Annotated in this window: 19 protein-coding genes, 1 tRNA gene and 1 riboswitch; of the genes, 13 read left to right on the forward strand and 7 right to left on the reverse strand. The window is 63.3% G+C overall.

Annotated elements, in window-relative coordinates; translation table 11 throughout:
* Nucleotides 1-34: 34 nt before the first annotated feature.
* On the reverse strand, nucleotides 35-973 hold the full coding sequence (locus EO094_RS04415; protein ID WP_211098109.1) for an ABC transporter substrate-binding protein: 939 nt from the start codon (nucleotides 971-973) through the stop codon (nucleotides 35-37).
* A gap of 45 nt (nucleotides 974-1,018) precedes the next feature.
* Complete coding sequence (locus tag EO094_RS04420) at nucleotides 1,019-1,777, reverse strand: ABC transporter permease (protein WP_342772728.1); 759 nt, start codon at nucleotides 1,775-1,777, stop codon at nucleotides 1,019-1,021.
* Nucleotides 1,778-1,809: 32 nt separating this feature from the next.
* Nucleotides 1,810-1,921: riboswitch (TPP riboswitch) on the reverse strand.
* Nucleotides 1,922-2,041: 120 nt separating this feature from the next.
* Between EO094_RS04420 and EO094_RS04425 the strand changes: the two genes are divergently transcribed.
* Both EO094_RS04425 and EO094_RS04430 read left to right on the forward strand, forming a co-directional pair.
* Nucleotides 2,042-2,986: a DMT family transporter gene (locus tag EO094_RS04425; RefSeq protein WP_128291063.1), complete on the forward strand. Its 945-nt coding sequence runs from the start codon at nucleotides 2,042-2,044 to the stop codon at nucleotides 2,984-2,986.
* Between the two features lie 10 nt (nucleotides 2,987-2,996).
* A complete protein-coding gene (locus EO094_RS04430) occupies nucleotides 2,997-3,941 on the forward strand; it encodes a DMT family transporter (protein WP_128291064.1) in 945 nt (314 codons plus the stop codon).
* A gap of 54 nt (nucleotides 3,942-3,995) precedes the next feature.
* Here EO094_RS04430 and rpoH read toward each other — a convergent pair whose 3' ends face one another.
* Nucleotides 3,996-4,910, reverse strand: coding sequence for an RNA polymerase sigma factor RpoH (rpoH, locus tag EO094_RS04435; protein ID WP_092815711.1), 915 nt, complete (start codon nucleotides 4,908-4,910; stop codon nucleotides 3,996-3,998).
* A gap of 163 nt (nucleotides 4,911-5,073) precedes the next feature.
* Nucleotides 5,074-6,084: an RluA family pseudouridine synthase gene (locus tag EO094_RS04440; protein ID WP_128291065.1), complete on the reverse strand. Its 1,011-nt coding sequence runs from the start codon at nucleotides 6,082-6,084 to the stop codon at nucleotides 5,074-5,076.
* On the opposite strand from EO094_RS04440, the gene EO094_RS04445 reads away from it, so the two are divergent.
* From EO094_RS04445 to allS, 8 genes are all read left to right on the forward strand, one after another.
* Nucleotides 6,083-6,493: a hypothetical protein gene (locus tag EO094_RS04445; protein ID WP_128291066.1), complete on the forward strand. Its 411-nt coding sequence runs from the start codon at nucleotides 6,083-6,085 to the stop codon at nucleotides 6,491-6,493. The two genes, EO094_RS04440 and EO094_RS04445, sit on opposite strands and share 2 nt — an antisense overlap.
* Before the next feature lie 434 nt (nucleotides 6,494-6,927).
* A tRNA-Glu gene (locus EO094_RS04450) sits at nucleotides 6,928-7,003 on the forward strand.
* 570 nt (nucleotides 7,004-7,573) lie between these two features.
* Complete coding sequence (locus EO094_RS04455; protein ID WP_128291067.1) at nucleotides 7,574-8,842, forward strand: MFS transporter; 1,269 nt, start codon at nucleotides 7,574-7,576, stop codon at nucleotides 8,840-8,842.
* Between the two features lies 1 nt (nucleotide 8,843).
* Nucleotides 8,844-10,508 (forward strand): acyl-CoA synthetase FdrA, encoded by a 1,665-nt coding sequence (gene fdrA, locus EO094_RS04460; RefSeq protein WP_128291068.1) that lies wholly within the window; start codon nucleotides 8,844-8,846, stop codon nucleotides 10,506-10,508.
* Between the two features lie 17 nt (nucleotides 10,509-10,525).
* Complete coding sequence (locus tag EO094_RS04465; protein WP_128291069.1) at nucleotides 10,526-11,785, forward strand: YlbE family protein; 1,260 nt, start codon at nucleotides 10,526-10,528, stop codon at nucleotides 11,783-11,785.
* Between the two features lie 160 nt (nucleotides 11,786-11,945).
* Nucleotides 11,946-12,911: a carbamate kinase gene (locus EO094_RS04470; protein ID WP_128291070.1), complete on the forward strand. Its 966-nt coding sequence runs from the start codon at nucleotides 11,946-11,948 to the stop codon at nucleotides 12,909-12,911.
* 14 nt (nucleotides 12,912-12,925) lie between these two features.
* Nucleotides 12,926-13,876, forward strand: coding sequence for an oxamate carbamoyltransferase subunit AllH family protein (locus tag EO094_RS04475; RefSeq protein ID WP_128291071.1), 951 nt, complete (start codon nucleotides 12,926-12,928; stop codon nucleotides 13,874-13,876).
* Between the two features lie 100 nt (nucleotides 13,877-13,976).
* On the forward strand, nucleotides 13,977-14,975 hold the full coding sequence (allS, locus tag EO094_RS04480) for an HTH-type transcriptional activator AllS (RefSeq protein WP_128291072.1): 999 nt from the start codon (nucleotides 13,977-13,979) through the stop codon (nucleotides 14,973-14,975).
* 108 nt (nucleotides 14,976-15,083) lie between these two features.
* Here the strand turns inward: allS and EO094_RS04485 are convergent, their stop codons facing one another.
* On the reverse strand, nucleotides 15,084-15,602 hold the full coding sequence (locus tag EO094_RS04485; protein WP_128291073.1) for a hypothetical protein: 519 nt from the start codon (nucleotides 15,600-15,602) through the stop codon (nucleotides 15,084-15,086).
* Between the two features lie 437 nt (nucleotides 15,603-16,039).
* Here EO094_RS04485 and EO094_RS04490 point away from each other — a divergent pair, with 437 nt between their 5' ends.
* Genes EO094_RS04490 through EO094_RS04500 form a run of 3 tightly spaced genes read left to right on the forward strand, consistent with a single transcriptional unit; the run spans nucleotide 16,040 to nucleotide 18,598 of the window.
* Nucleotides 16,040-16,540 (forward strand): ECF transporter S component, encoded by a 501-nt coding sequence (locus tag EO094_RS04490; protein ID WP_128291074.1) that lies wholly within the window; start codon nucleotides 16,040-16,042, stop codon nucleotides 16,538-16,540.
* Nucleotides 16,541-16,562: 22 nt separating this feature from the next.
* Entirely contained in the window at nucleotides 16,563-17,894 is a 1,332-nt protein-coding gene (locus EO094_RS04495) for an ABC transporter ATP-binding protein (RefSeq protein ID WP_128291075.1), read from the forward strand.
* Nucleotides 17,891-18,598 carry a hypothetical protein gene (locus EO094_RS04500; protein WP_128291076.1) on the forward strand — a complete coding sequence of 236 codons (708 nt, stop codon included), beginning with the start codon at nucleotides 17,891-17,893 and terminating at the stop codon, nucleotides 18,596-18,598. Before EO094_RS04495 ends, EO094_RS04500 begins: the two co-directional genes overlap by 4 nt.
* A 33-nt stretch (nucleotides 18,599-18,631) precedes the next feature.
* On the opposite strand, the gene EO094_RS04505 is transcribed toward EO094_RS04500, so the two are convergent.
* Both EO094_RS04505 and EO094_RS04510 read right to left on the reverse strand, forming a co-directional pair.
* Nucleotides 18,632-19,381 (reverse strand): response regulator transcription factor, encoded by a 750-nt coding sequence (locus EO094_RS04505; RefSeq protein WP_164879554.1) that lies wholly within the window; start codon nucleotides 19,379-19,381, stop codon nucleotides 18,632-18,634.
* A complete protein-coding gene (locus EO094_RS04510) occupies nucleotides 19,338-20,003 on the reverse strand; it encodes a hypothetical protein (RefSeq protein ID WP_128291078.1) in 666 nt (221 codons plus the stop codon). The genes EO094_RS04505 and EO094_RS04510 overlap by 44 nt, the downstream gene beginning before the upstream one ends.
* Nucleotides 20,004-20,015 lie beyond the last annotated feature (12 nt).

The raw sequence follows: 20,015 nt of genomic DNA on the forward strand, positions 1-20,015 counted from the left end.
GCTTTCACCGAACTGGCTTTCACTGAACGGGCCTTTACCGAACGGCCTGGGCGTAGCTTTCCAGCTCCGGCACAGTCTCGATCAGTCCCTGATCCTTCATGAATTCCGCGAACCGCTGATAGCGGCCGGCATCGAAGGCGCCGGGGCTTTTCGAAAAGCGGGCGACCGTATCCATGAACGCGCGGCGGTTGAGTTCGTCGCCGAGATCGGGATGTGCTTTCGTGAAGATCTCGAGGGCTTCCTCGGGATGGTTGGTCAGATAAAGCGTGGCGCGCTCGATCGCCTTCAGGAAGCGCGGCAGCCTGTCGTCGTCGAGCTTGTCGGAGCGTGCGATGAAGATGAGCTCGTCATAGGGCGGCACGCCGTGCTCCTCGGGATAGAAGGCGCGGCCGGGCTTGCCTTCGATGTCGAGCTGGTTGAGCTCGACATTGCGGAATGCGCCGATGACGGCATCGACGCGTCCTGCGAGAAGGGCCGGTGAGAGTGCGAAGTTGACGTTGACGAGATCGACGTCGTCGAGGGTCACGCCGCTTTCTCCGAGCATCATCTTCAGAAGCACATCCTCGAAGCCTCCAACCGAGAAGCCGACCGTCTTCCCCTTGAGATCGGCGAGCGTCGTCACATCGCTGTCTTCCAGAACCACGAGCGAGTTGAGCGGCGTTTCGACGAGCGTTCCAAAGCGCGCCAGCGGCAATCCTTCGGCCACCTGAAGATAGAGGTTGGGCTGGTAGGAAATGGCGACATCGCCTTCACCTGCCGCAACGAGGCGGGGTGGGGCGCTCGGGTCGGCCGGCGGGATCATTTCCACATCGAGGTCTTCCTCGGCGAAATAGCCCTTTTCCTGCGCGACGACGAGCGGCGCGTGGTCGGGGTTCACGAACCAATCGAGCAGCACGGTCAGGTGGTCCGCGGCCGCGGCGGGCGATGCCGTCAAGATGAGCGCCAGAAGCATCAGGCGCAGGCGGTCGAGCATGGTCATTTCCTCTCTTTTCGGATCATGTCGGGTTTAGGCGGATCGTCAGGCGATGCTCGCTTCTCCCGGCACCCAGCCGAGGAGGCGGCGCAGGAAGAGGTCGATCAGGGCGCGCAGCAGGATCGCCATGGCGGCGAGCAGGAAGAGGCCGACGAAGACGCGGTCGGTCTGCATGCGGGCATTGGCCTGCAGCATGACAAAGCCGAGGCCAGCCGAGGCGCCGACCCATTCCCCGACGACGGCGCCGATCGGCGCGATCGCGGTGGCGACCCTGAGCCCGGAGGCGAGGGCGGGCAGGGCCGCGGGAATGCGGATGTAGCGGAAGGTGTCGCGCCTGGAGGCGCGGTTGAGCCTTGCGAGATCGAGAAGGCCCGGATCGGTGCGCTTCAGACCATCGGCAAACGAGGTGGCCACCGGAAAATAGATGATGAGCCCGGCCATTACGACTTTGGACGCCATGCCGAAGCCGAACCAGATGACGAGAAGAGGCGCGATGGCGAAGACCGGGAGCGCCTGGCTCGCCGCCAGGATCGGCATGGCGAGCCTTTCAAGCGCGGGAGAGGCAACGACCAGGATCGCCGTCAATGCGCCGACCAGCGCTCCGGCGAAGAGGCCGACCACGATCTCCGTCGCGGTGACGGCGGCATTGCCGAGATAATAGAAGGGGAGGGCGGAGAAAGCCGTCACGAGATCGCTCGGCGCCGGCAGGATGAAGCGCGGTACGCCGGTTGCGCGCACGAGGCCTTCCCAGATGGCGAGGAGTGCGATCGCGATCGCGAGACGGATTGCGAGAATGGCCAGCACGCGCCCCTTTCATGGCAGAGATCATGCGTGCTGGAGAGACTGAGGCCCGTCCCTTCGCCGGCATGACCCGGATCAGGTTCAAAGGGTCCGGCCGCCATCACGGCCATCTCAGCGCGGTTTGTCCGCACACCCCTCGGAAGCGTCCACCATAACTCTCCGGCCGAGGCTTGCAAGCCGTCTCACTCCGCCACTGGGGCGCGTTTGGGCGCTCATCCATGGTCCCGGTGGATGACAAATTTGCCGCAGAGGAATAGAGGCGGGGAAATGCGTGTCCTCTTTGCCCCTTTGCGTTGGCTTTTCGATCAACCCTATCTGCTCTTGACGCTGACCTCGCTCTTCTGGGCCGGCAATGCGGTGGTCGCGCGGGCGGTGATCGATGATTTCTCACCGATCCTTTTCGCGCAGCTGCGCTGGGGTGGGGCTGCGCTGTTGATCCTGCCTTTCGCCATGAAGGCTCTGCGCGCCGACTGGCCGGTGATCCAGCGTCATCTCGGCGTGCTGACGCTGATGGCTTTGTGCGGCATCACGCTCTTCAACACGCTTCTCTACTGGGCTCTCGAATATACGACGGCGCTCAATGTCGTGCTTCTGCAGGCGACGACACCGCTCGCCATCGCCTTCGTCGTTTTCATGCTCTTCCGCGAGCGGCTCACCTTCGGCCAGCTTGCCGGGATCGTCGTCTCCCTCATCGGCGTCGTGGTCATCGTCTCGCGCGGGCAATTGCAGGTGCTGGCGCATCTGCGGCTCAATCCGGGCGACGTGATCATGCTGATCGACGTCGTCATCTATGCCACCTATTCCGCGCTTTTGAAGCGGCGGCCGCCTCTTCACTGGCTGAGCTTCCTGGCGATCACCATCGGATGGGGCGCCATCATGCTCCTGCCAGCAAGCGCGCTCGATCTTTTGCGTGGCGGCCATATCGACATCAATGCAGCGAGCCTTGCCGCGCTCTTCTACGTCGCCGTTTTTCCCTCAGTGCTCGCCTATATCTGCTTCAACCGGGGCGTCGATCTCATCGGTCCGAACAGGGCGGGGCCCTTCTTCCATCTGGTGCCGTTCTTCGGCGCCATTCTCGCCGTCTTCGCTCTTGGCGAGACTTTTACCTACGCCCACGCTTTCGGCGGCGTGTGCATTCTCGGCGGCGTCTTCCTGGCGAGCCGGAGGCAGCGCCTCAAGAATCGGGTGGAGCCGGAGAGAAGCCTCTCTTAGGGCTCGTCACATGGACGCCAAAACCCTCCCCACATCTTCTCGCGCCGCGCCAGCGGAGGCTTCTCTCGATCTCGGCAGCCTGACGCTTCTTCTCCTTCTGTCGCTCCTCTGGGGCGGCTCGTTCCTGTTCATGCGCGTCGCGGGTGCGGAGGTGCCGGTCTTCACGCTCGTGCTCTTGCGCGTCGGCATCGCGGCTGCGGCACTCTGGGTCGTCATCATCGCTTCGGGGCGGCGCCTGCCGAGCCGGGGTGGTATTTATCTGCGCGCGCTTTTGATGGGTTTTCTCAACAACGCCGTGCCGTTTTCACTGATCACCTTCGCGACCGTCGAAATCGGTGCGGGAGCGGCCTCCATCCTCAACGCGACGACGCCGATCTTCACCGTTCTCATCGCGCATGTTCTGACGGCCGACGAGAAGATGACGACGAACAAGGTCACGGGCGTCGTTCTCGGTTTTCTGGGTGTTGCCGTGATGATCGGCCTGCCGGCCCTGCGCGGGCTGACGGCTGATTTTCTGGCCGTTCTGGCGATGCTTGCCGCGGCGACGTCTTATGGGTTTTCGGCGGTCGTCGGAAAGGGATTTCGGGCGACCGATCCCGTCGTGGCGGCGGCGATGCAGCTTTCCGCATCGACCCTTTTGATGGTTCCGGTCGCATTTCTCATCGACCGGCCCTTCGCCACGGCAATGCCCGGCATGGCCGCGATCCTTTCGATCCTCGGCCTGGCACTTCTGTCCACGTCCTTAGCTTATGTGCTGTTTTTCCGGATTCTGGCGCGCGCCGGCGGCACGAACGCGATGCTCGTCACGCTTCTCGTGCCGGTGAGCGCGGTGACGCTCGGCGTCGTGCTTCTCGGAGAAAGCCTGTCGGCGGGGCAGTTCGCCGGCATGGCGATGATCGGCGCAGGGCTCGTCGTCATGGACGGACGGGCCCTGCGGCGGTTGCGGGGCGGTTGACGCGCCTGGCGGGTGAAGCGCGGCGCGATTAAGCGCTTGGGCGGGTGCTCCGCCTCAGGCGTCGGCGAGGAGGCGCTGCTGGGCGCCGCGGTCGCGTTCCTTGGAGGCGCGGATCATCGCCTTCTGCACCTTTTCGAAGGCCCTGACCTCGAGCTGGCGCACACGCTCGCGCGAGACGCCGAACTCGCCCGACAGCTCTTCCAATGTCAGCGGTTCGTCGGAGAGACGACGCGCCTCGAAGATCCGCCGTTCGCGCTCGTCGAGCACCTCGATCGCGTCCTTCAGCATGGCGCGGCGCTGCTGGAGTTCGTCCTGGGCAATGAGGTTCGTCTCCTGGCTTTCCGTCTCATCGTCGGACAGCCAGTCCTGCCATTCGCCGCCTTCGCCTTCATTGGCGCGGATCGGCGCGTTGAGCGAGGCATCACCGGACAACCGCCGGTTCATGGAGATGACCTCCTCCTCGCTCACATTGAGACGCTTGGCGATCGTTGCCACCTGCTCGGGCTTCAGGTCGCCTTCTTCCAGCGCCGAAATCTGGCTCTTGGCCTTGCGCAGGTTGAAGAAGAGCCGCTTCTGATTGGCCGTCGTGCCCATCTTCACGAGCGACCATGAGCGCAGGATATATTCCTGGATCGCGGCGCGGATCCACCACATCGCATAGGTGGCGAGGCGGAAGCCCTTGTCCGGATCGAAGCGCTTGACGGCCTGCATCAGGCCGACATTGCCTTCCGAAATGACCTCGCCGATCGGCAGGCCATAGCCGCGATAGCCCATGGCGATCTTGGCGACGAGGCGCAGATGGCTCGTCACCAGACGATGCGCGGCATCGCGGTCGTCATGCTCCTGATAGCGCTTGGCGAGGATATATTCCTCTTGCGGCTCGAGCATGGGGAATTTGCGAATCTCGTCGAGATAACGAGACAAACCGCCTTCGGCGGTGGATACGACGGGGATGTTGCCTGTGGCCATCGGGATTGCCTGTCATCAGAAGAGTCGACACCGGGAGGCGCCGCGGAGCGGCCGCATCCTGTGCACTCGTGGATTGTCTTGGAGCAGAGCTTTCGACCCCGCCTGTCTAACTTTTGTCACGTCCTGGGTTGCGTCAAGCCTATCACGGCTCTTGCGATGCTTCCTAATTACGGCCTTGTAAGGCTTCCGAAGGCTTTCTTAAGGCGTTCAGAAGTGTCTCGAAATCGCTCGGCAGTTGCGAATGGAAGAGCACTGTCTCGCCGGTTTCGGGATGGCGAAAGCCGAGCGAGCGGGCATGCAGGGCCTGGCGGGCGAGGCTGTGAAGGGCGTCGGCCGCGTCTGCGGGAAGTTTTGCGACCTTCGACTGAAAGCCTGAGCCGTAAAGTGCGTCGCCCAGAAGCGGATGGCCGATATGGGCCATGTGCACGCGAATTTGATGGGTGCGACCGGTCTCGAGACGGCAGGTGACGAGGCTTGCGAGCCCGTTCTGAAAGGTTTCCTCCACCCGGTAGTGTGTGACGGCATGACGGCCGCCGCGGCGGACGGCACGTTTTTCGCGGTTCTTGGTATCGCGGTCGAGCGGGGCATCGACCGACCCGGCGCGCAATTGCGGCACGCCCCAGACGAGCGCGCAATATTCCCGCTTCAGCGGGCCTTCGCGGCCGTGATCGGCAAATTGCGCCGAGAGATCGCGATGGGCGACATCGTTCTTGGCGATCACCAGAAGACCGCTCGTGTCCTTGTCGAGGCGATGGACGATGCCCGGACGGCGAATGCCGCCGATGCCGGAAAGCGTGTCGCCGCAATGGTGGAGGAGGGCGTTGACGAGTGTCCCGTTGTGAGCGCCGGGCGCGGGATGAACGACCATGCCCGCCGGCTTGTCGACGACGACGAGATCATCATCCTCATAAACGATCGCAAGCGGGATCTCTTCCGGCCGCGGGGTGGCTTCTTCCGGCTCCGGCAGGTCCACTTCGACCGTCTCGCCGGGTTTGACCCGGTAGTTCGGCTCGTCTAATTTCCGCGCGCCGACGCGGACATGGCCGTCCTTGATCAAAGCCTTGAGGCGGCTGCGCGACAGACGATCGGCGCGGGCAGCCAGAAAGGCATCGAGGCGCAGGCCGGTTTCGTCCGGCTCCACAGTGTAATCCAACACGCTTTCGTGATCCTTCATGACGCCTCACGCATCCGCCAAAGAGCGCCCCGGAAAACTGCCGCCGGTGGGCGACGACGACGAAAAGCCTCTCGATCCGGCCGCAGAAAGAGTGCGCCGGCGGCTCGTCCGCCTGTTGATCGTTTCGTTCGGGACCATGGTTTTGGGCTTTGTCGCCGTGTTCGGCGCAATAGTCTACAAGCTCGGTCTCCTCGGTGCCCCGGCCGGGACGGGGCCGAGCGTCGCCGAAGTGCGGCTGCCGGCGGGATCCACCGTCACGTCGGCCGCGCTCGACGGCGACAACATCCTTCTGCGGATCAGCGAAGCGGCGCGCGGCGACGGCCAGGAGGGCCGGGGCGAAGAGCTTCTTGTCCTCGATGCGGCGAGCGGCACGATCCTGCACCGTGTCAAATTGCTCCCGGGCGGCTGATCGAGGGCCTGAGAGCGCGGTTGGCTGGGGGCAGGGGCTGTGCTTGCCGGAATAGGCGGCAAGAACTGCACGCCACAAGACCCGCAGGTGGCAGGACCCGCACGCGCCAAGCCGCAATGGCGCGCCGCGGCTCCTGCGCCTTGCCGTGCCGTTGTTGTTTTGCTCCTTGCGCTGCTTTGAGTGTTTCGCACCTTGGGGCGCGTTGAGTGTGTCGCACCTTGCGGCGCTGGTGGGGAGCGAGCCTTTTGCCGTGATTTGCGGCGTTCTACGGGCGCCTCGTCCGCACAACGGGCCGGGTGGATCGGACGCTGTCCGGCTCGCAAGCGGGATTTTCATTTCTCGTCTCGTCGCCTCTTGCATCGCCGCGCGGGTCATGCCACATAGCGCCTCCGATGCTTCACGCGGGCGCTTTCGCCTGCCAGGCTGACGCCGCTGCTCCCTTCGTCTAGCGGTCTAGGACGCCGCCCTCTCACGGCGGAAACAGGGGTTCGATTCCCCTAGGGAGTACCAGCGCCTGAGTTTTGATGCGACGATTCCGTGGGTTTCGCTTCGGACATCAGGCGTTGACTGTAAGCTCCGGTATGCGGGCTTCTTGGGATTCTCTCTCTACATTCACACCTCTTCGGATCCGCGCTTTTGCTGAGGTACGGCGCGGGCGGCGCTTCGAGCAGGCGCTTCGGCTGCGTGGCATCGTCTTTATGGGACGGTCTCCTGTGCCTTCGGGCAAGGTCCATTTCCGTGCAGTTCATCGCCCCGTCACGACGAGTTTCGAGCAGGCGTTCGCCCGAAAACGCGGCCTGAGCTTGTGCGCGCCGGCGTCTTTGAGGGCGGATTGGCTGATTTTGAGGCTGGGCGACGGCAATCCGTTCAACAATCGAGCGAGGACTGTTTGAAAGAGTGACGTCGAAGCGGCTTCCGAGGCTCCGCCTTCACAAATCTTGCGGCTCGGAATCCCGGGGTTTTCAAGGGGTTTTGCCCGTCTCCGCGGCCCGCTCTGTTGGAAAGTTTCGTAAAATCCGGCTTCGAAAAGTCATTAGGGTCTCAGGAGTGAAACGAACTCCTTGAAGGGTGAGACCTCGGATGAACGAGCAAGTCCCGATTGAAGGCCGCGCCTCGGCTACAGCGTCGACGGCGGCCGCAGAAAAAGGTGGCATCCCCGGCTGGTGGATCACCATTTTCCTCTTCTGGCTCGGTTGGGTGTTCATGTACGCCGACCGAACCGTCCTCAGCCCAGTGATGCAGGACATACAGACCGAATTCGGCCTGAATGGGACCGAATTGGGGCTGATCAGTTCCCTGTTCTTCCTGGCCTATGCCGCCCTCCAGATCCCGGCCGGTATCCTCGGCGACCGCATCGGCCGCAAGAAGGTCCTCGTACCGGGCTTCCTGCTCTTCGGCGTCTTCACTGCCGTCAGCGGCATGGTCAAGACGTTCCCGCAGCTCATTGCCGCGCGCATCATCACCGGGGTGGGCGAGGGCACCTATTACGGGCCGCAATACGGTATCTCTTCGGAACAGATTCCGCAGAAATTCCGCTCCCTCGGCAGCGCCATCATCAATTCCGGCATGGCCTTCGGCATTGCGCTCGGACTGATGATGTCGAGCTGGGTGGCCTACACGCTCGATCTCGGCTGGCGCATGCCGTTCTATGTGCTCGCCGTTTTGACCATGATCACGGGTCTGTTGATCTGGGTTCTGGTCAAGGAGCATCCGCGCGCCAAAAGCGCCGAGGGCACGTCGCAAGGCTCGTCCTTCAAGTCGCTCATCAAGAACCGCAACCTGCTCCTCACCTATCTGATGGTGTTCTGCTCGCTGTTCGGGTTCTTCATGATCCTGACCTGGCTGCCTTACTATCTGCAGACAGAGCGCGGCATTCCGGCTGAAAACATCGGCAACATCGCCTCGCTCGTGGCCTGGGTCTCGATTCCCGGCGGGCTGCTCTTCGCCCACATTTCCGACCGGCTCGGCAAGCGTCGTCCGCTGGTTCTGGTTCTCGTCCCGATCGCGGCCATCAGCCTCGTCTCGATCGCCTTCCTCGACGACGTGAACCAGATGATCGCGGCGATCTGCGTCTACGGCTTCTTCGGCAAGCTGGCACTCGATCCGGTGCTGATCGCCAACGTCGCCGACAACGCCTCGAAGGAATCCTACGGCACCGCCTTCGGCATCTTCAACTTCGTCGGCATGTCGTCCTCGATCCTCGCTCCGACGATCGCCGGCATGATCGCCGACGCCACCGGCAGCCTCGCCGCCAACTTCTATCTCTCCGCCGTCATCCTGATCGTGGGCATGCTCGGCATGATGTTCATGAAAGACGTCCGCAAGTCTGCGGTCGAAAAGGAAAGTTGAGATGCTCAGTGCTCGACTGATCAAAGGAAACTTCCAGGATTCCGTGACCTTGATGGTTCTCTCCAGGGACCTTTCGTCTCTTCCCGAGGTGAACCGGGTGTCGGTGATGATGGGAACCTCCGCCAACAAGGACGTCTTCCGCGAAACCGGCATGTGGCACGACGATCTGGATGACGCCACGCCGAACGATCTGTGCATCGTCATCGATGCGGAAGGCGAGGATGCGGGCGTCGCCGACAAGGTCGCCGCCCAGGTGGAAGAGCGGCTTGCCGCCATGGCCAAGGGCGGGTCGAAGGCCCGCTATCCGGTGGCGCGAAGCTTCCGGCGCGCCTGCGACCAGCTTCCGAAAGCCGATCTCGCGCTCATCTCCGTGGCGGGGCAGTACGCCCACGGTCTGGCGAAAGAGGCGCTCGATGCCGGCCTCAACGTGATGATCTTCTCCGACAATGTCAGCGTCGAAGAAGAGCGTGACCTCAAGGAGCAGGCGCGGGAGCGCGGGCTCCTGGTCATGGGGCCGGATTGCGGCACGGCGATCGTCGGCAAGGCGCCTCTCGCCTTCGCCAACCGCATCCCGCAGGGCCCGATCGCCGTGGTCGGTGCTTCCGGCACCGGCCTCCAGGAAGTGACGTGCCAGATCGCCCGTGGCGGCATGGGCATCAGCCATGCCCTCGGCCTTGGTGGTCGCGACCTGTCGGAGAAAATCGGCGGGACCTCCGCCGAAACCGCTCTCGATTTCGTGGCCGCCGACGAGGCGTCAAAAGTCGTCGTCTTTGTTTCCAAACCCCCCGCGGCGGCCGTGCGGGCCAGGCTTCTCGACAAGCTGAAGCAGCTTGGCAAGCCGGCCGTCGCCCTCTTCCTGGGCGATCATCCCGACCGTCGGGATTACGGCGATCTGCACCTGACACGCACGCTCGACGAGGCGGCAGCCTTGGCCGTCGATCTCGCAAGGGTCGAGGAGCAGGCAGCGAGCGTGCCGGCCGTCACGGCGAAGGGTATTCGCGGTCTTTATACCGGCGGCACGCTCGCCGGAGAGGCCGCACAGCTTCTCGCCGAGGCTCTGGATCTGTCGCCGGATGCCGCCCATGACGAAGGCTTCATGCTGCGCACGGCGGAGCATCGCATCATCGATCTCGGCGATGATCTCTACACCAGAGGTCGGCCGCATCCGATGATCGACCCGTTCGGGCGCAACGAGATGATCCACGCGCTCGCTGAGGACGCCGATGCGGCCATCCTGCTGGTCGACGTCGTGCTCGGTTTCGGCAGCCATGCCGATCCTGCCGGTGAACTTGCCCGGGCGGTGGAAGAGATGCGGGCGGCGCGCGGCGACAAGGCGCCGATCACCGTCATCGCCAATCTTACCGGCGTGAGCGAGGACCCACAGGATTACGCCGCGCAGGCGAAGACGCTCGAGGATGCCGGCATCCTCATCGCAGACAGCGTGCGCATGGCCGTCCTCCTGGCGCTTCGGCTGATCACGCCCGCGAGGGCAGAAACGGCGAAAGCGTCTCCGCTTCTGAGCGAGCCGCCTGCCGTCATCAACATCGGACTTCGCGGCTTTGCCGACGATCTCGCCAGCAACGACGTCGATGTCGTCCACCTCAAATGGGAACCGGTCTCCGACAAGACCGAGAAGCTGCGCCGCATGGCCGCGTCCCTGATCTGAATCTGGAGTTTTCAAAAATGTACGCAACGATCAACGAAGCCAATGCGGCCGTTCTCGACGAAATGCGCAGCGCGCGGCCTTATCTCGTCGATGTCCGCCCGGCGCATGAATGCATCCCGGCGCTCGCCGAAGGGCATGTCCTGATGCATGCCGGCCCCCCCATCGAATGGGCGGCGATGACCGGCCCGATGAAGGGGGCCGTCCTCGGTGCCTGTCTCTATGAGGGCTGGGCGAAGACGACCGAAGAGGCCGAAGCGTTTGCGCAAAAGAGCGTCCGTTTCGTGCCCTGCCATGATCAGTCGGCGGTCGGCCCGATGGGCGGCATCACCTCCGCCAATATGCCGGTCCTCGTCGTGCGCAACGCCAATCAGGGGAACTTCGCCTATTGCAACCTCAACGAGGGCATCGGCAAGGTGATGCGCTTCGGTGCGTTCGAGGGGGAAGTGCAGACGCGTCTTGCGTGGATGCGCGACGTGCTGGCCCCGGTCCTGTCTGAGGCTCTGAAGCGCAATTCCGACGGGCTCGAGCTCTCCGCGATCATGTCGCAGGCCATCACGATGGGCGACGAGTTCCACCAGCGCAACATCGCCGCCTCGGCGCTTCTGTTGAAGGCGCTCGCCGCCGACATCGCCATCGGCAGTGCGTCGGCCGCCGACAAGGAAGAGGTTCTGCGCTTCCTGGAGCGGACCGACCAGTTCTTCCTCAACGTGGCCATGGCCTATTGCAAATGTGTCATGGATGCCGGGCACGCCGTGGGCGAGGGCAGCATCGTCACGGCGATGACCCGCAACGGCCGCGATTTCGGCATCCGCGTCTCCGGGCTCGGCAAGCAATGGTTCACGGCGCCGGTCAACACGCCGGTCGGCCTGTTCTTCACCGGCTATTCGCAGGATGACGCCAATCCCGATATCGGCGACAGCGCGATCACCGAGACGTTCGGCGTCGGCGGGGCGGCGATGGTTGCGGCACCCGGTGTCACCCGCTTCGTCGGCTCGGGCGGCTTCAACGATGCGTTGGAGACGTCTGAAGAGATGCGCGAGATCTATGTGGAAGCCAACACGACGCTGCAGATCCCGACCTGGGATTTCCAGGGCGCCTGCATGGGTCTCGATGTGCGGCGTGTGGTGGAAAGCGGCATCACGCCGGTGATCAACACCGGTATCGCGCACCGCGAGCCGGGCATCGGCCAGGTCGGCGCCGGTGTCGTGCGCCCGCCGCTCGAATGCTTCGAACAGGCGTTCGAGGCCCTCGTGGAAGCGCGCTCCAAGACCGCCTAAGCCGGATCGGCTGAGACGGGGCGGGCGCTTTGAGGGCCCCGCCCCCTTTCTTTTTCGAACCGCTTTTTGATCGGGTTTTCGCCTCGACCGCTGTCGCGGCCGGGAACGGGCCCCGATTGTCTCAAGTCCAAGCAAATCTTCAAACAACCAGGAGGTCGAGATGACCGAGGGTATCCCTCCGCGCCTGCTGATTGCCATTGGCGGAAACGCCACCCATCCGGAGGGCATTCGCGGCACTCCGGCGGAACAGTTCGAGGTCGGCGCGCGTCTTGCGACAACGCTCCTGCCTTTGATGGAGCTCAACACCGAACTCGTCCTCACGCATGGCAACGGCCCGGTGGCGGGAAAAATCCTGATGCGCAACGCGATCGCGCGCGACCGCGTCACGCCGATGTCGCTCGACGTCTGCGGCGGCCACAGCCAGGGCGGTATCGGTTATGTCCTGATGCAGTCATTCGAGAACGCGCTCAGGCGCGCCGGTGTTGCGCGCGAAGTCGTCTATATGCTGACGCAGGTGGTGGTCGATGCCGATGATCCCGCCTTCGACAATCCGACAAAACCGATCGGCTATTTCTACGATGAGGAAGAAGCGCGGGCTCTGACCCAGGAAATGGGTTGGGAGATGCGCGAGGATTCCGGGCGTGGTTGGCGCCATGTCGTGCCGTCGCCCGAGCCTCGCCATATCGTGGAGACGGCGATGATCGGCACGGCGGCGGCGGCCGGTGCCGTCGTGATCGCCGGCGGCGGCGGTGGCATCCCCGTGGTGCGGGACGCGGAAGGCGATCTCCACGGCGTGGAGGCGGTGATCGACAAGGATCGGACGTCCGTCCTCATGGCGAACCTCCTGGGCATCGACGATTTGATGATCCTGACGCCGGTGCCGCGGGTCGCGATCGATTTCGGCAAGCCGACACAGCGGCCTCTCGAGCAGGTCACTCTCTCGGAGATCCGCCGCCACCGCGCCGATGGACAGTTTCCCCCGGGTAGCATGGGGCCGAAGATCGATGCGGCCATCACGTTCCTGGAAAATGGCGGCAAGCGTGTCCTTATCGGACGCATTGAGGACGCGCTCGCGATGCTGAAGGGTGAGGCCGGAACGTCCGTCACGGCGGACGATCTCGCCTAGGAAAGGAGCCGGCGGTGATACGTCTCTTTCCGGTCACAACGGCGGGTGCCGGGGCTGCTCGTGTTCTCCCAGCGGGCGGCGAGGGACGGATCATCGCCGTGTTCCGTCGCAGCTTCTATGCGTCTTTCGAGAAGGGCCTCATCTGCGTCGGCCCGCCGGGTTTTGGGCCGGGGCCTTTGCATCTGCTCGCTCCGATGGCCGGCATTGCGTCTTGGCAGTCATGGCTTGATGTTGGAGAGAGGGCGGTGGCCGAGGCGGGGAGGCTCCTCGTCGACGATCTCTGCTTCGATGCGCGGAGCGTCCGGCCGTGGCGGGCTTCTCCGCCTTTGCTCACCAGCGCGGACAGTCTTGCCCGCGGTCTCGGCCGGCTGGCAGCCGAGGCGGAGGACGCTCGTCCGGCAGGCCTCGGCAAACTGATTATCTCTTTGGATGGTCATGTCCCAGCAGACCACCTCGCTTCAGATGATCCCGTCCTTGCCAAGGCTCTGCCGATCATCGACGCTTTGATGGGGTGGGCAGGCCGTGCAGAGGTCGCCAGAGACGCGCCTCTGCCTTCCGTGAAAGGGGTGCTCGGCCTCGGACCGGGCCTGACGCCCTCCGGCGACGATTTCCTCGCGGGCTTTCTGGTTGCCTTGCAGCGCCTCGGTGCGCCACACCTCGCCGATCGGCTGGCCTCCTCGGTTCTGCCGCTCGCTGCGACGGAAACCAACGCGATCAGCGCCGCCTATCTGGCCTGTGCCGCAAAGGGTGAGGCTGCGGCCAGTCTGATCGACGCTTTTACCGAAATCTCTGACGGCGGCGCAGACCTCAGACCGCATTTTGAACGCATCGCAGAGATCGGTCACAGTTCTGGATGGGATTGTCTGGCGGGAATGGCGTTCGCCGCCCGGGCAATGCTGCCGGCATTGGTTTGCCGCGACCAAAGCGTTGCGGAGGCATTTGGTCGCTACGCGGGTGCCCTTTAAGCATTCCCGAGCTATTCTTTTTGCCGCTTGCGTTATGGATCGCTACAGTCTTCTGAGATTGTTCTTTCCGCCGCGCTTTGTGCAAAGAGATGCTGCCACCATGAACTCTGGTCTGCCCAATCTCGATCTCGAGGCCATTCGCACATTCGTGGCGGTGGCCCGGCTGAAGAGCTTTTCGGCCGCGGCTCAGCATCTTCATCGCACGACGTCTGCGATCAGCTACCGGATCAAGGCGCTGGAAGACCGCGTCGGCACGCCGCTTTTCGTGCGCACCACCCGTCAGGTGACGTTGACGTCGGCCGGGATGGTTCTCCTGGAGAAAGCCACCCAGATTTTCGAATGGCTCGAGGAATTGCCGGACGAGCTGCGCCAGGTCGGCGACAATGTCGAGCCGCATTTCAAGCTCGTCATCAACAACCTTCTTTACGATGCCGGTGCGGCTGCGGAGCTGCTCGACAATTTGAGCCGGGCCTTCCCCTATACGGAATTCGAGCTGCGGCTCGCCGTCTATATGGGGGTGTGGGACGAGCTGTTGCACAATGGCGGGCATATGGCTCTGGGTGCGCCTGGCTTTCACACGATCAACGACGATTTCCGCACGCATGCGCTCGGCACGATCCATTGGGTTTTCGTGGTCTCGCCAGAGCACCCGCTCACCCAGGTTCCCGAGCCGCTGAGCGATGACGATTTGCGGCGTTTTCCCGCGATCAATGTCCAGGACACGGCGATCCGGCTGGTGAAGCGGGTCGCCTGGAAATTGTCGGGTCAGAAGGAACTGCTCGTGCCCGATCTCCAGACCAAGCTTCTTGGCCACCTGACCGGCGCCGGCATCGGCTTTCTGCCCGAGGTGATGGTGCGTGAGCATCTGCGGGCGGGGCGGTTGGTGGCGCGTCGCGTGGTCCATCCGCGGTCATCCTCGCCCCTGTCGCTGGTGTGGCGGCAGGGAACCACCGGCCGCGTGTGTTCGCACCTGCAGGAGCTTTTCGTGCGCAAGGCCGATGTCGTCGCCCCCATGCTGAGAAACGTGGATGCCGAAGACACCGTCGAAGCCGGGCAGCCGTCTGCCCAGAGCTTTCGCCGCGCCACCGATTTCAATTGAGGGGTGAGAGCGCTCCCGCGCGCTTCATTCGGGTCGTGAACCCTGGTGCAGTCGTGGAACCTGGGGCAGATGCCCCGGAGGTTTTGAGTAAACCTCCGGGGCTGATCCTCATGGGAAGAAGTTGATGTGGACGATGCCGGGTTGGACGCCTGTGGTCATCGGTGCGGCGATGATCTGGCCGCCTTTATAGGGAACCGCGTAGCCGCCTTCTCCGTAATCGGCGAAGGGCTCGACGGAGGAGGCGTTCGCGCCTGTCTTGCCGGCAAAATGGTCCGCCAACGCCTTGCTCAGGGCTATGCCGTCTCCCGAGCCCATGACGATGGTGCTGCAATGGTCGGCAATGCTCGAGAAGCCGATTTTGACCGAGGCATTGATGCCGTCGGGGCCGGTGAAGCTCGCATATGTGATCGATCCGGCGTTCGTTCCGGATTGATTGCCGAAGGTTTTGGAGCCCGCAAGAGCGGCGATCGCTTTCGTGAGGTTTCCGCCGTTGGCGAGGCAGTATTGCTCGAAATAGGAGGCGGCTTGAGCGGGGCGGCCGTTCAACTCGGCGGGACCTGCATTCGCGGAAGAGATCGTTCCAGCCAGGAAGAGGCCCGCCAGTCCCAAGGCGATCTTTTGCATCATAACGTCATTTCCAATCGGGCTGAGTGTGGTGATTTGAGCGCCGCCGTTCGGGTGAGGGATCGGCGGGCTCTTCGGGAGGTGGGCGGTGAAGGGGATCATTGACCCGCCTTCGCCGCGAGAGGTGTCGCGCCGTCCGGCGTGGGCGGCCGAACATTTGGCGCAAACGGTGGCTCTCGGGTGAGGGACCACCTTGGAGCGGGCCTAAACTGCGCGCCCGCCTCCGGGCAAGGGAGAGACGTCGTCGGAACATATTTTGCCGGCAAATCCTTGTGGAAATCCCGGCCTCTCGCGCCGGTTTTTCCGTGTGACGTTGGCGGCTATGCAGGTCACGCGGCTTGACGTCAGGGAAATGTTCGGCAAACCCTTCCGCCCACATCCGAAATCGGCTTCGGCCGCTTGCCCTGCGTTTCCTCCCCTCAAGGCTCCCGGTGCCTTTCATGCGTTCCTCTCTGACCCGCTCCCTGATCATCGTTGCCGTCTTCTCGCTTTTGTCCTTTCTTCTCGGCTTCGTGAAATTCGGCGGTGCGAGCTCCATCGCCCTCGACGCGTTTCCCTCGTATTTCGTTGCCGGCTTCTATGGCCCGCTTCTCGGTGCGCCGGTGGCCGCGGTCGCGCATCTTCTCTCAGCCGTTTCGGGCGGCTTTCCGTTTTCGGTTCCGGTGCATCTCTTCATTGCGGCGGAACAGGCGCTCTGGGCATCTCTCTTCGGCGCCATCCTGCGGTATTCGAACGATGTGTGGTTCCTGGTCGTTGCCATTCCGGCCGGTATCGTGTGCAACGGCTATGTCGGGCCGAAGCTGATCGGCTGGGTCTTTCCAGCCCTCGAGGCGCCGGTGAGCGGGCTCATTCCGGTCCTGCTCGTGGCGAGTGCGGTCAATGTGGCGCTCGCGGCCGCCGCGATCCTGGCGCTGCGCAAGACGCCGCTCGGTCATACCTGACCCATATGTGATGTCGTCGGGGATGCATCTTCGTGTCGAAGCCGGCACGGCCGAGATTGCCGGTCATGCCTTCACGGTGCCGCAACGCATCGACTGGGAGGCGGGCGATATCGTCTATCTCGATGCCGCTTCGAGTGAGCGTCCCTCTTTGTTTCTTGAGCTCTTGTCGGGGCTCGCGCGCTTTTCCAGGTATTTGCAGCCCGTCGAGGGGCGCGCGATGGTGCGGCGGCCTTTCCCGGTGCGCGGGCTCGACCTCTTTTCTTTCCGGCTCCCGGACGGTTCGTCGTTCAAGCTCACCCTGCCGGATGAAGAGTGCCCGGCCGGCCTCGATTTCCGTCTTCACCGCGCACAGACGATCGGCTTCGTTTTCGGCGAGCCGAAGCAGTATAGCGTCGGGCGCAACGTCGCCGAGGAGATCCGCTATTCCTTCGCCGCCCTCGGGCGGGAGGTGCCTTCGGATCTTTCCGCTTTTGACACATACGGTCTGACGAAGATCCTGGCGCATCCGACGCAGTCCCTCTCCGGGGGAGAGAGCCACCGCCTCAATATCGCCTGCGTGGTGGAAACCGGATCGCCCTTCCTGATCCTGGATTTGAGCGCCGCCAATCTCGACCGCGATTTCAAGGCGTTCCTGAAGACGTTGTTGAACGAGATCCGGGAGACCCGCATCGTTCTCATCTATGACGGGGGACGGGGAGATTTCGCCGATCTCTGTCGTCGCGCGGTGACGATTTCGGCCGGGCGTGTCGCAACGGTCGAGGTGGCGAGCGTACGGGAGGCATGCGCCTCGCGAGCGCCGCTTCTCCTCACCGACCCGGCGCGTGAGGGCGCCGAGCCCATCCTCGTTGCCGAGGGGTTTGGTCATGCAGGCCTGGCGCGGCCTTTTTCTGCCCTTTTGCGGGAGGGAGAGCATGCGCTCTTCCTGGCCCCGAACGGAACGGGCAAGACGTCACTCGCCCGCGGTCTCGTCGGCATCGACGCGCGCCATGATGGCCGGCTGTGGCGGCGGGAGGGGAGCCGGATCGCCGCCATCTTCCAGTATCCCGATCGTCTGCCGGTGCATTTGACGGTGGGTGAACTCGATCGGGGCGGCGCCTTTCGCGACCATTTTCCCGAGGTGGGGCGGGACGTGCGGGTCGCAGAACTCCCGCTGTCTCGCAAAAAGCTCCTCTATGTTCTCGCCTTCCTGGCGATGCCGCTCGACATTCTCGTTCTCGACGAGCCCTTCGCCGGGCTCGACCGGCCGGAGATGGAAATCCTGCTTGCGCAGATCAACGCGGCAACCGGACTGTCGGCGATGATCTTCAGCCATGAGGCAGAGATCGACGCCGAGACGGTGCGCCATCTCATATGATCTTCTTCCTTGCACTTGCCTTCGCCTGCGGGGCGGCCAGCAGCCTTGGCGACTTCGTCTTGCCGGCGCTCGGCGTGGTCGCGCGAAGCCTCTATCTGCGCAAGAGTTTCAGACTGCCGGTCTATGCGCTTCTGCTCCCGGCGATCTCGGCTTGCGTCCTCGTTGTCTCCGCCTTCGGCGTGGCGATTGTGCGCGGCGCCACGCCCGAGGCCGCCTTCGAGATGCTCGCCGGCGACTTCCTCTTTCTCCGCATCCCCTGTGCGATGTTTCTTCTCCTCGTCTTCGTGCACAACAACCGCGCCGAACTCGTCGATTTTCTCGGCCGCGTGCCGGTCGTCAATTACGTCGTGCATTTCATGGAGCGGGCGCAGGACGTGCTGGCGGAAGCCATGCGAGAGACGCGCTACACCGCCGATGCGCTCGAGGCGGCCACACCTGCGGCAAGCGGGCGGGGGCCAGTCTCGGCAGTGCGGCGCCTGTCACGGCGTCTCGATACGCTCATGGTGTTTCTGGTGATCTACGTGGAGCGGGTGACGACCGTGATCGAGGCGCGGGGCGTGCTGCCGCCGATGCGCCGCTGGCGCGGCTATGGAGGCAGGGCCGAAATCGTTGCCGACGGCCTCGTCTGCGGGGCCTATCTCATCTGGATCTGGGGGCCATCTGTGGTCCGGCACATGGCCGGAGCGGGCGGCGTCGCCGGCTGAAGGCGCGCTGTCCCGATCCTTTGCGCGGCAATCTCAGAAGATGGAGCGTCCGCGATGCGAAGCTGAGGTCCGTGAGGTGTCGGCGATCCAGGCATTCGGCTTGCGATCGAGCGCGGAGAGGGGCGAGCGGTCTATGTCCAGCCATCCTCGGTCAATCGCGAAGCGGACGATATCGGCCCGGCTTTGCAGAGAGAGCTTTTGCGCCGCGCGACGCTTGTAGGTCTCGACAGACTTCGGGCTGACACAGAGCTTCCCGGCGATCTCCTTGATACTGAAGCCGAAAGCGGTGAGCTTCAAAGTCTCTTCTTCCCGCCGGGTGATCTCCGTCTCCTCGCTGTCATTCTCGCCTTCATTGACACAGGGCAGGAGTTGCGTGGCGAGGCAGGGGTCGATGTAGCGCCTGCCGGAGAGAACGAGACGCAACGCGTCGATGAGGTGGCGTGCCTCGGAGCTCTTGAGCACGTATCCGGTGACGCCCAGCGCAAACACACGCTGAAGAATGCGTGTGTCCGCATGCATCGTGTAGGCGAGGACCGGAAGAGACGGCGCTCTTGCGATCGCCTCCGGCAGCCAGGCGCCTTCCGCTGCACCAGGGAGGCTCAGGTCGGCGACGAGCGCATCGAGGGTGCCGCTTTCCGCGAGCGCCAAAGCCTGTTCGGCGGTGCGCGCCTCGCCGGAAAATTCGAACCCCTCTTCATATTCCAACGCAGCACGGATGCCTGCGATTACGCAGGGATGATCATCCACGACGCCTATGCGATACGCTTTCGAAGCTGCTTGCATCGTCTTTTGCCTCCAGGGAGATGGAGAACCGAGCATTCTGCCCATTCGAGGGTCGGATCTCGACTCTGAGTGGTGAGAATTCTTCTCTTGTCTTCTGTATGGCGGTCGAAAAAACGAAGTCTTCTAACGAACCTTCAGGATTTCCCCATCCATCTTTAAAATTTGCTTCAATATGCGCTACAACTGTAAATCGGTCCACAGCTGAAAGGCTGACTGCGACAAAAGCATCATCGTGCCGGAGACAGCGTGCGGCGGCGATGATCCGTTCGATTGCGCAGGCGACCACGAGGCAGAAACGCAGGCTGAAAAAGCCGGCGTTTTCTTTCGAGGAAAGAAGGTCGATCTGCAGATGATGGCGGGCTGCAATGACCGGAGCCATCGCGCGCACGAATTCGTCGAGAGAAATTGAGCAGGTGTGGGAAAGTTGTGTGGCCGAATAGATGCGATGGATGAGAGGAGAGATCTGGTCGACGTCGCGACCAATATCTCTGATCAGCTCGTCGTCGGCATATTTTCGTGTCAGCTGAAGAAGCTTGAGATTAAGCGAACTCAGAGACGCGCCGACGATGTCGTGTAGCAGCGATATCTCCTCGCACAGCGCGCATTCCTGTTCCGCTTGCATGCTTCCCCCTGA

This window comes from Afifella aestuarii, from assembly GCF_004023665.1.
In the GTDB taxonomy this organism is placed as follows: Bacteria; Pseudomonadota; Alphaproteobacteria; order Rhizobiales; family Afifellaceae; genus Afifella; species Afifella aestuarii.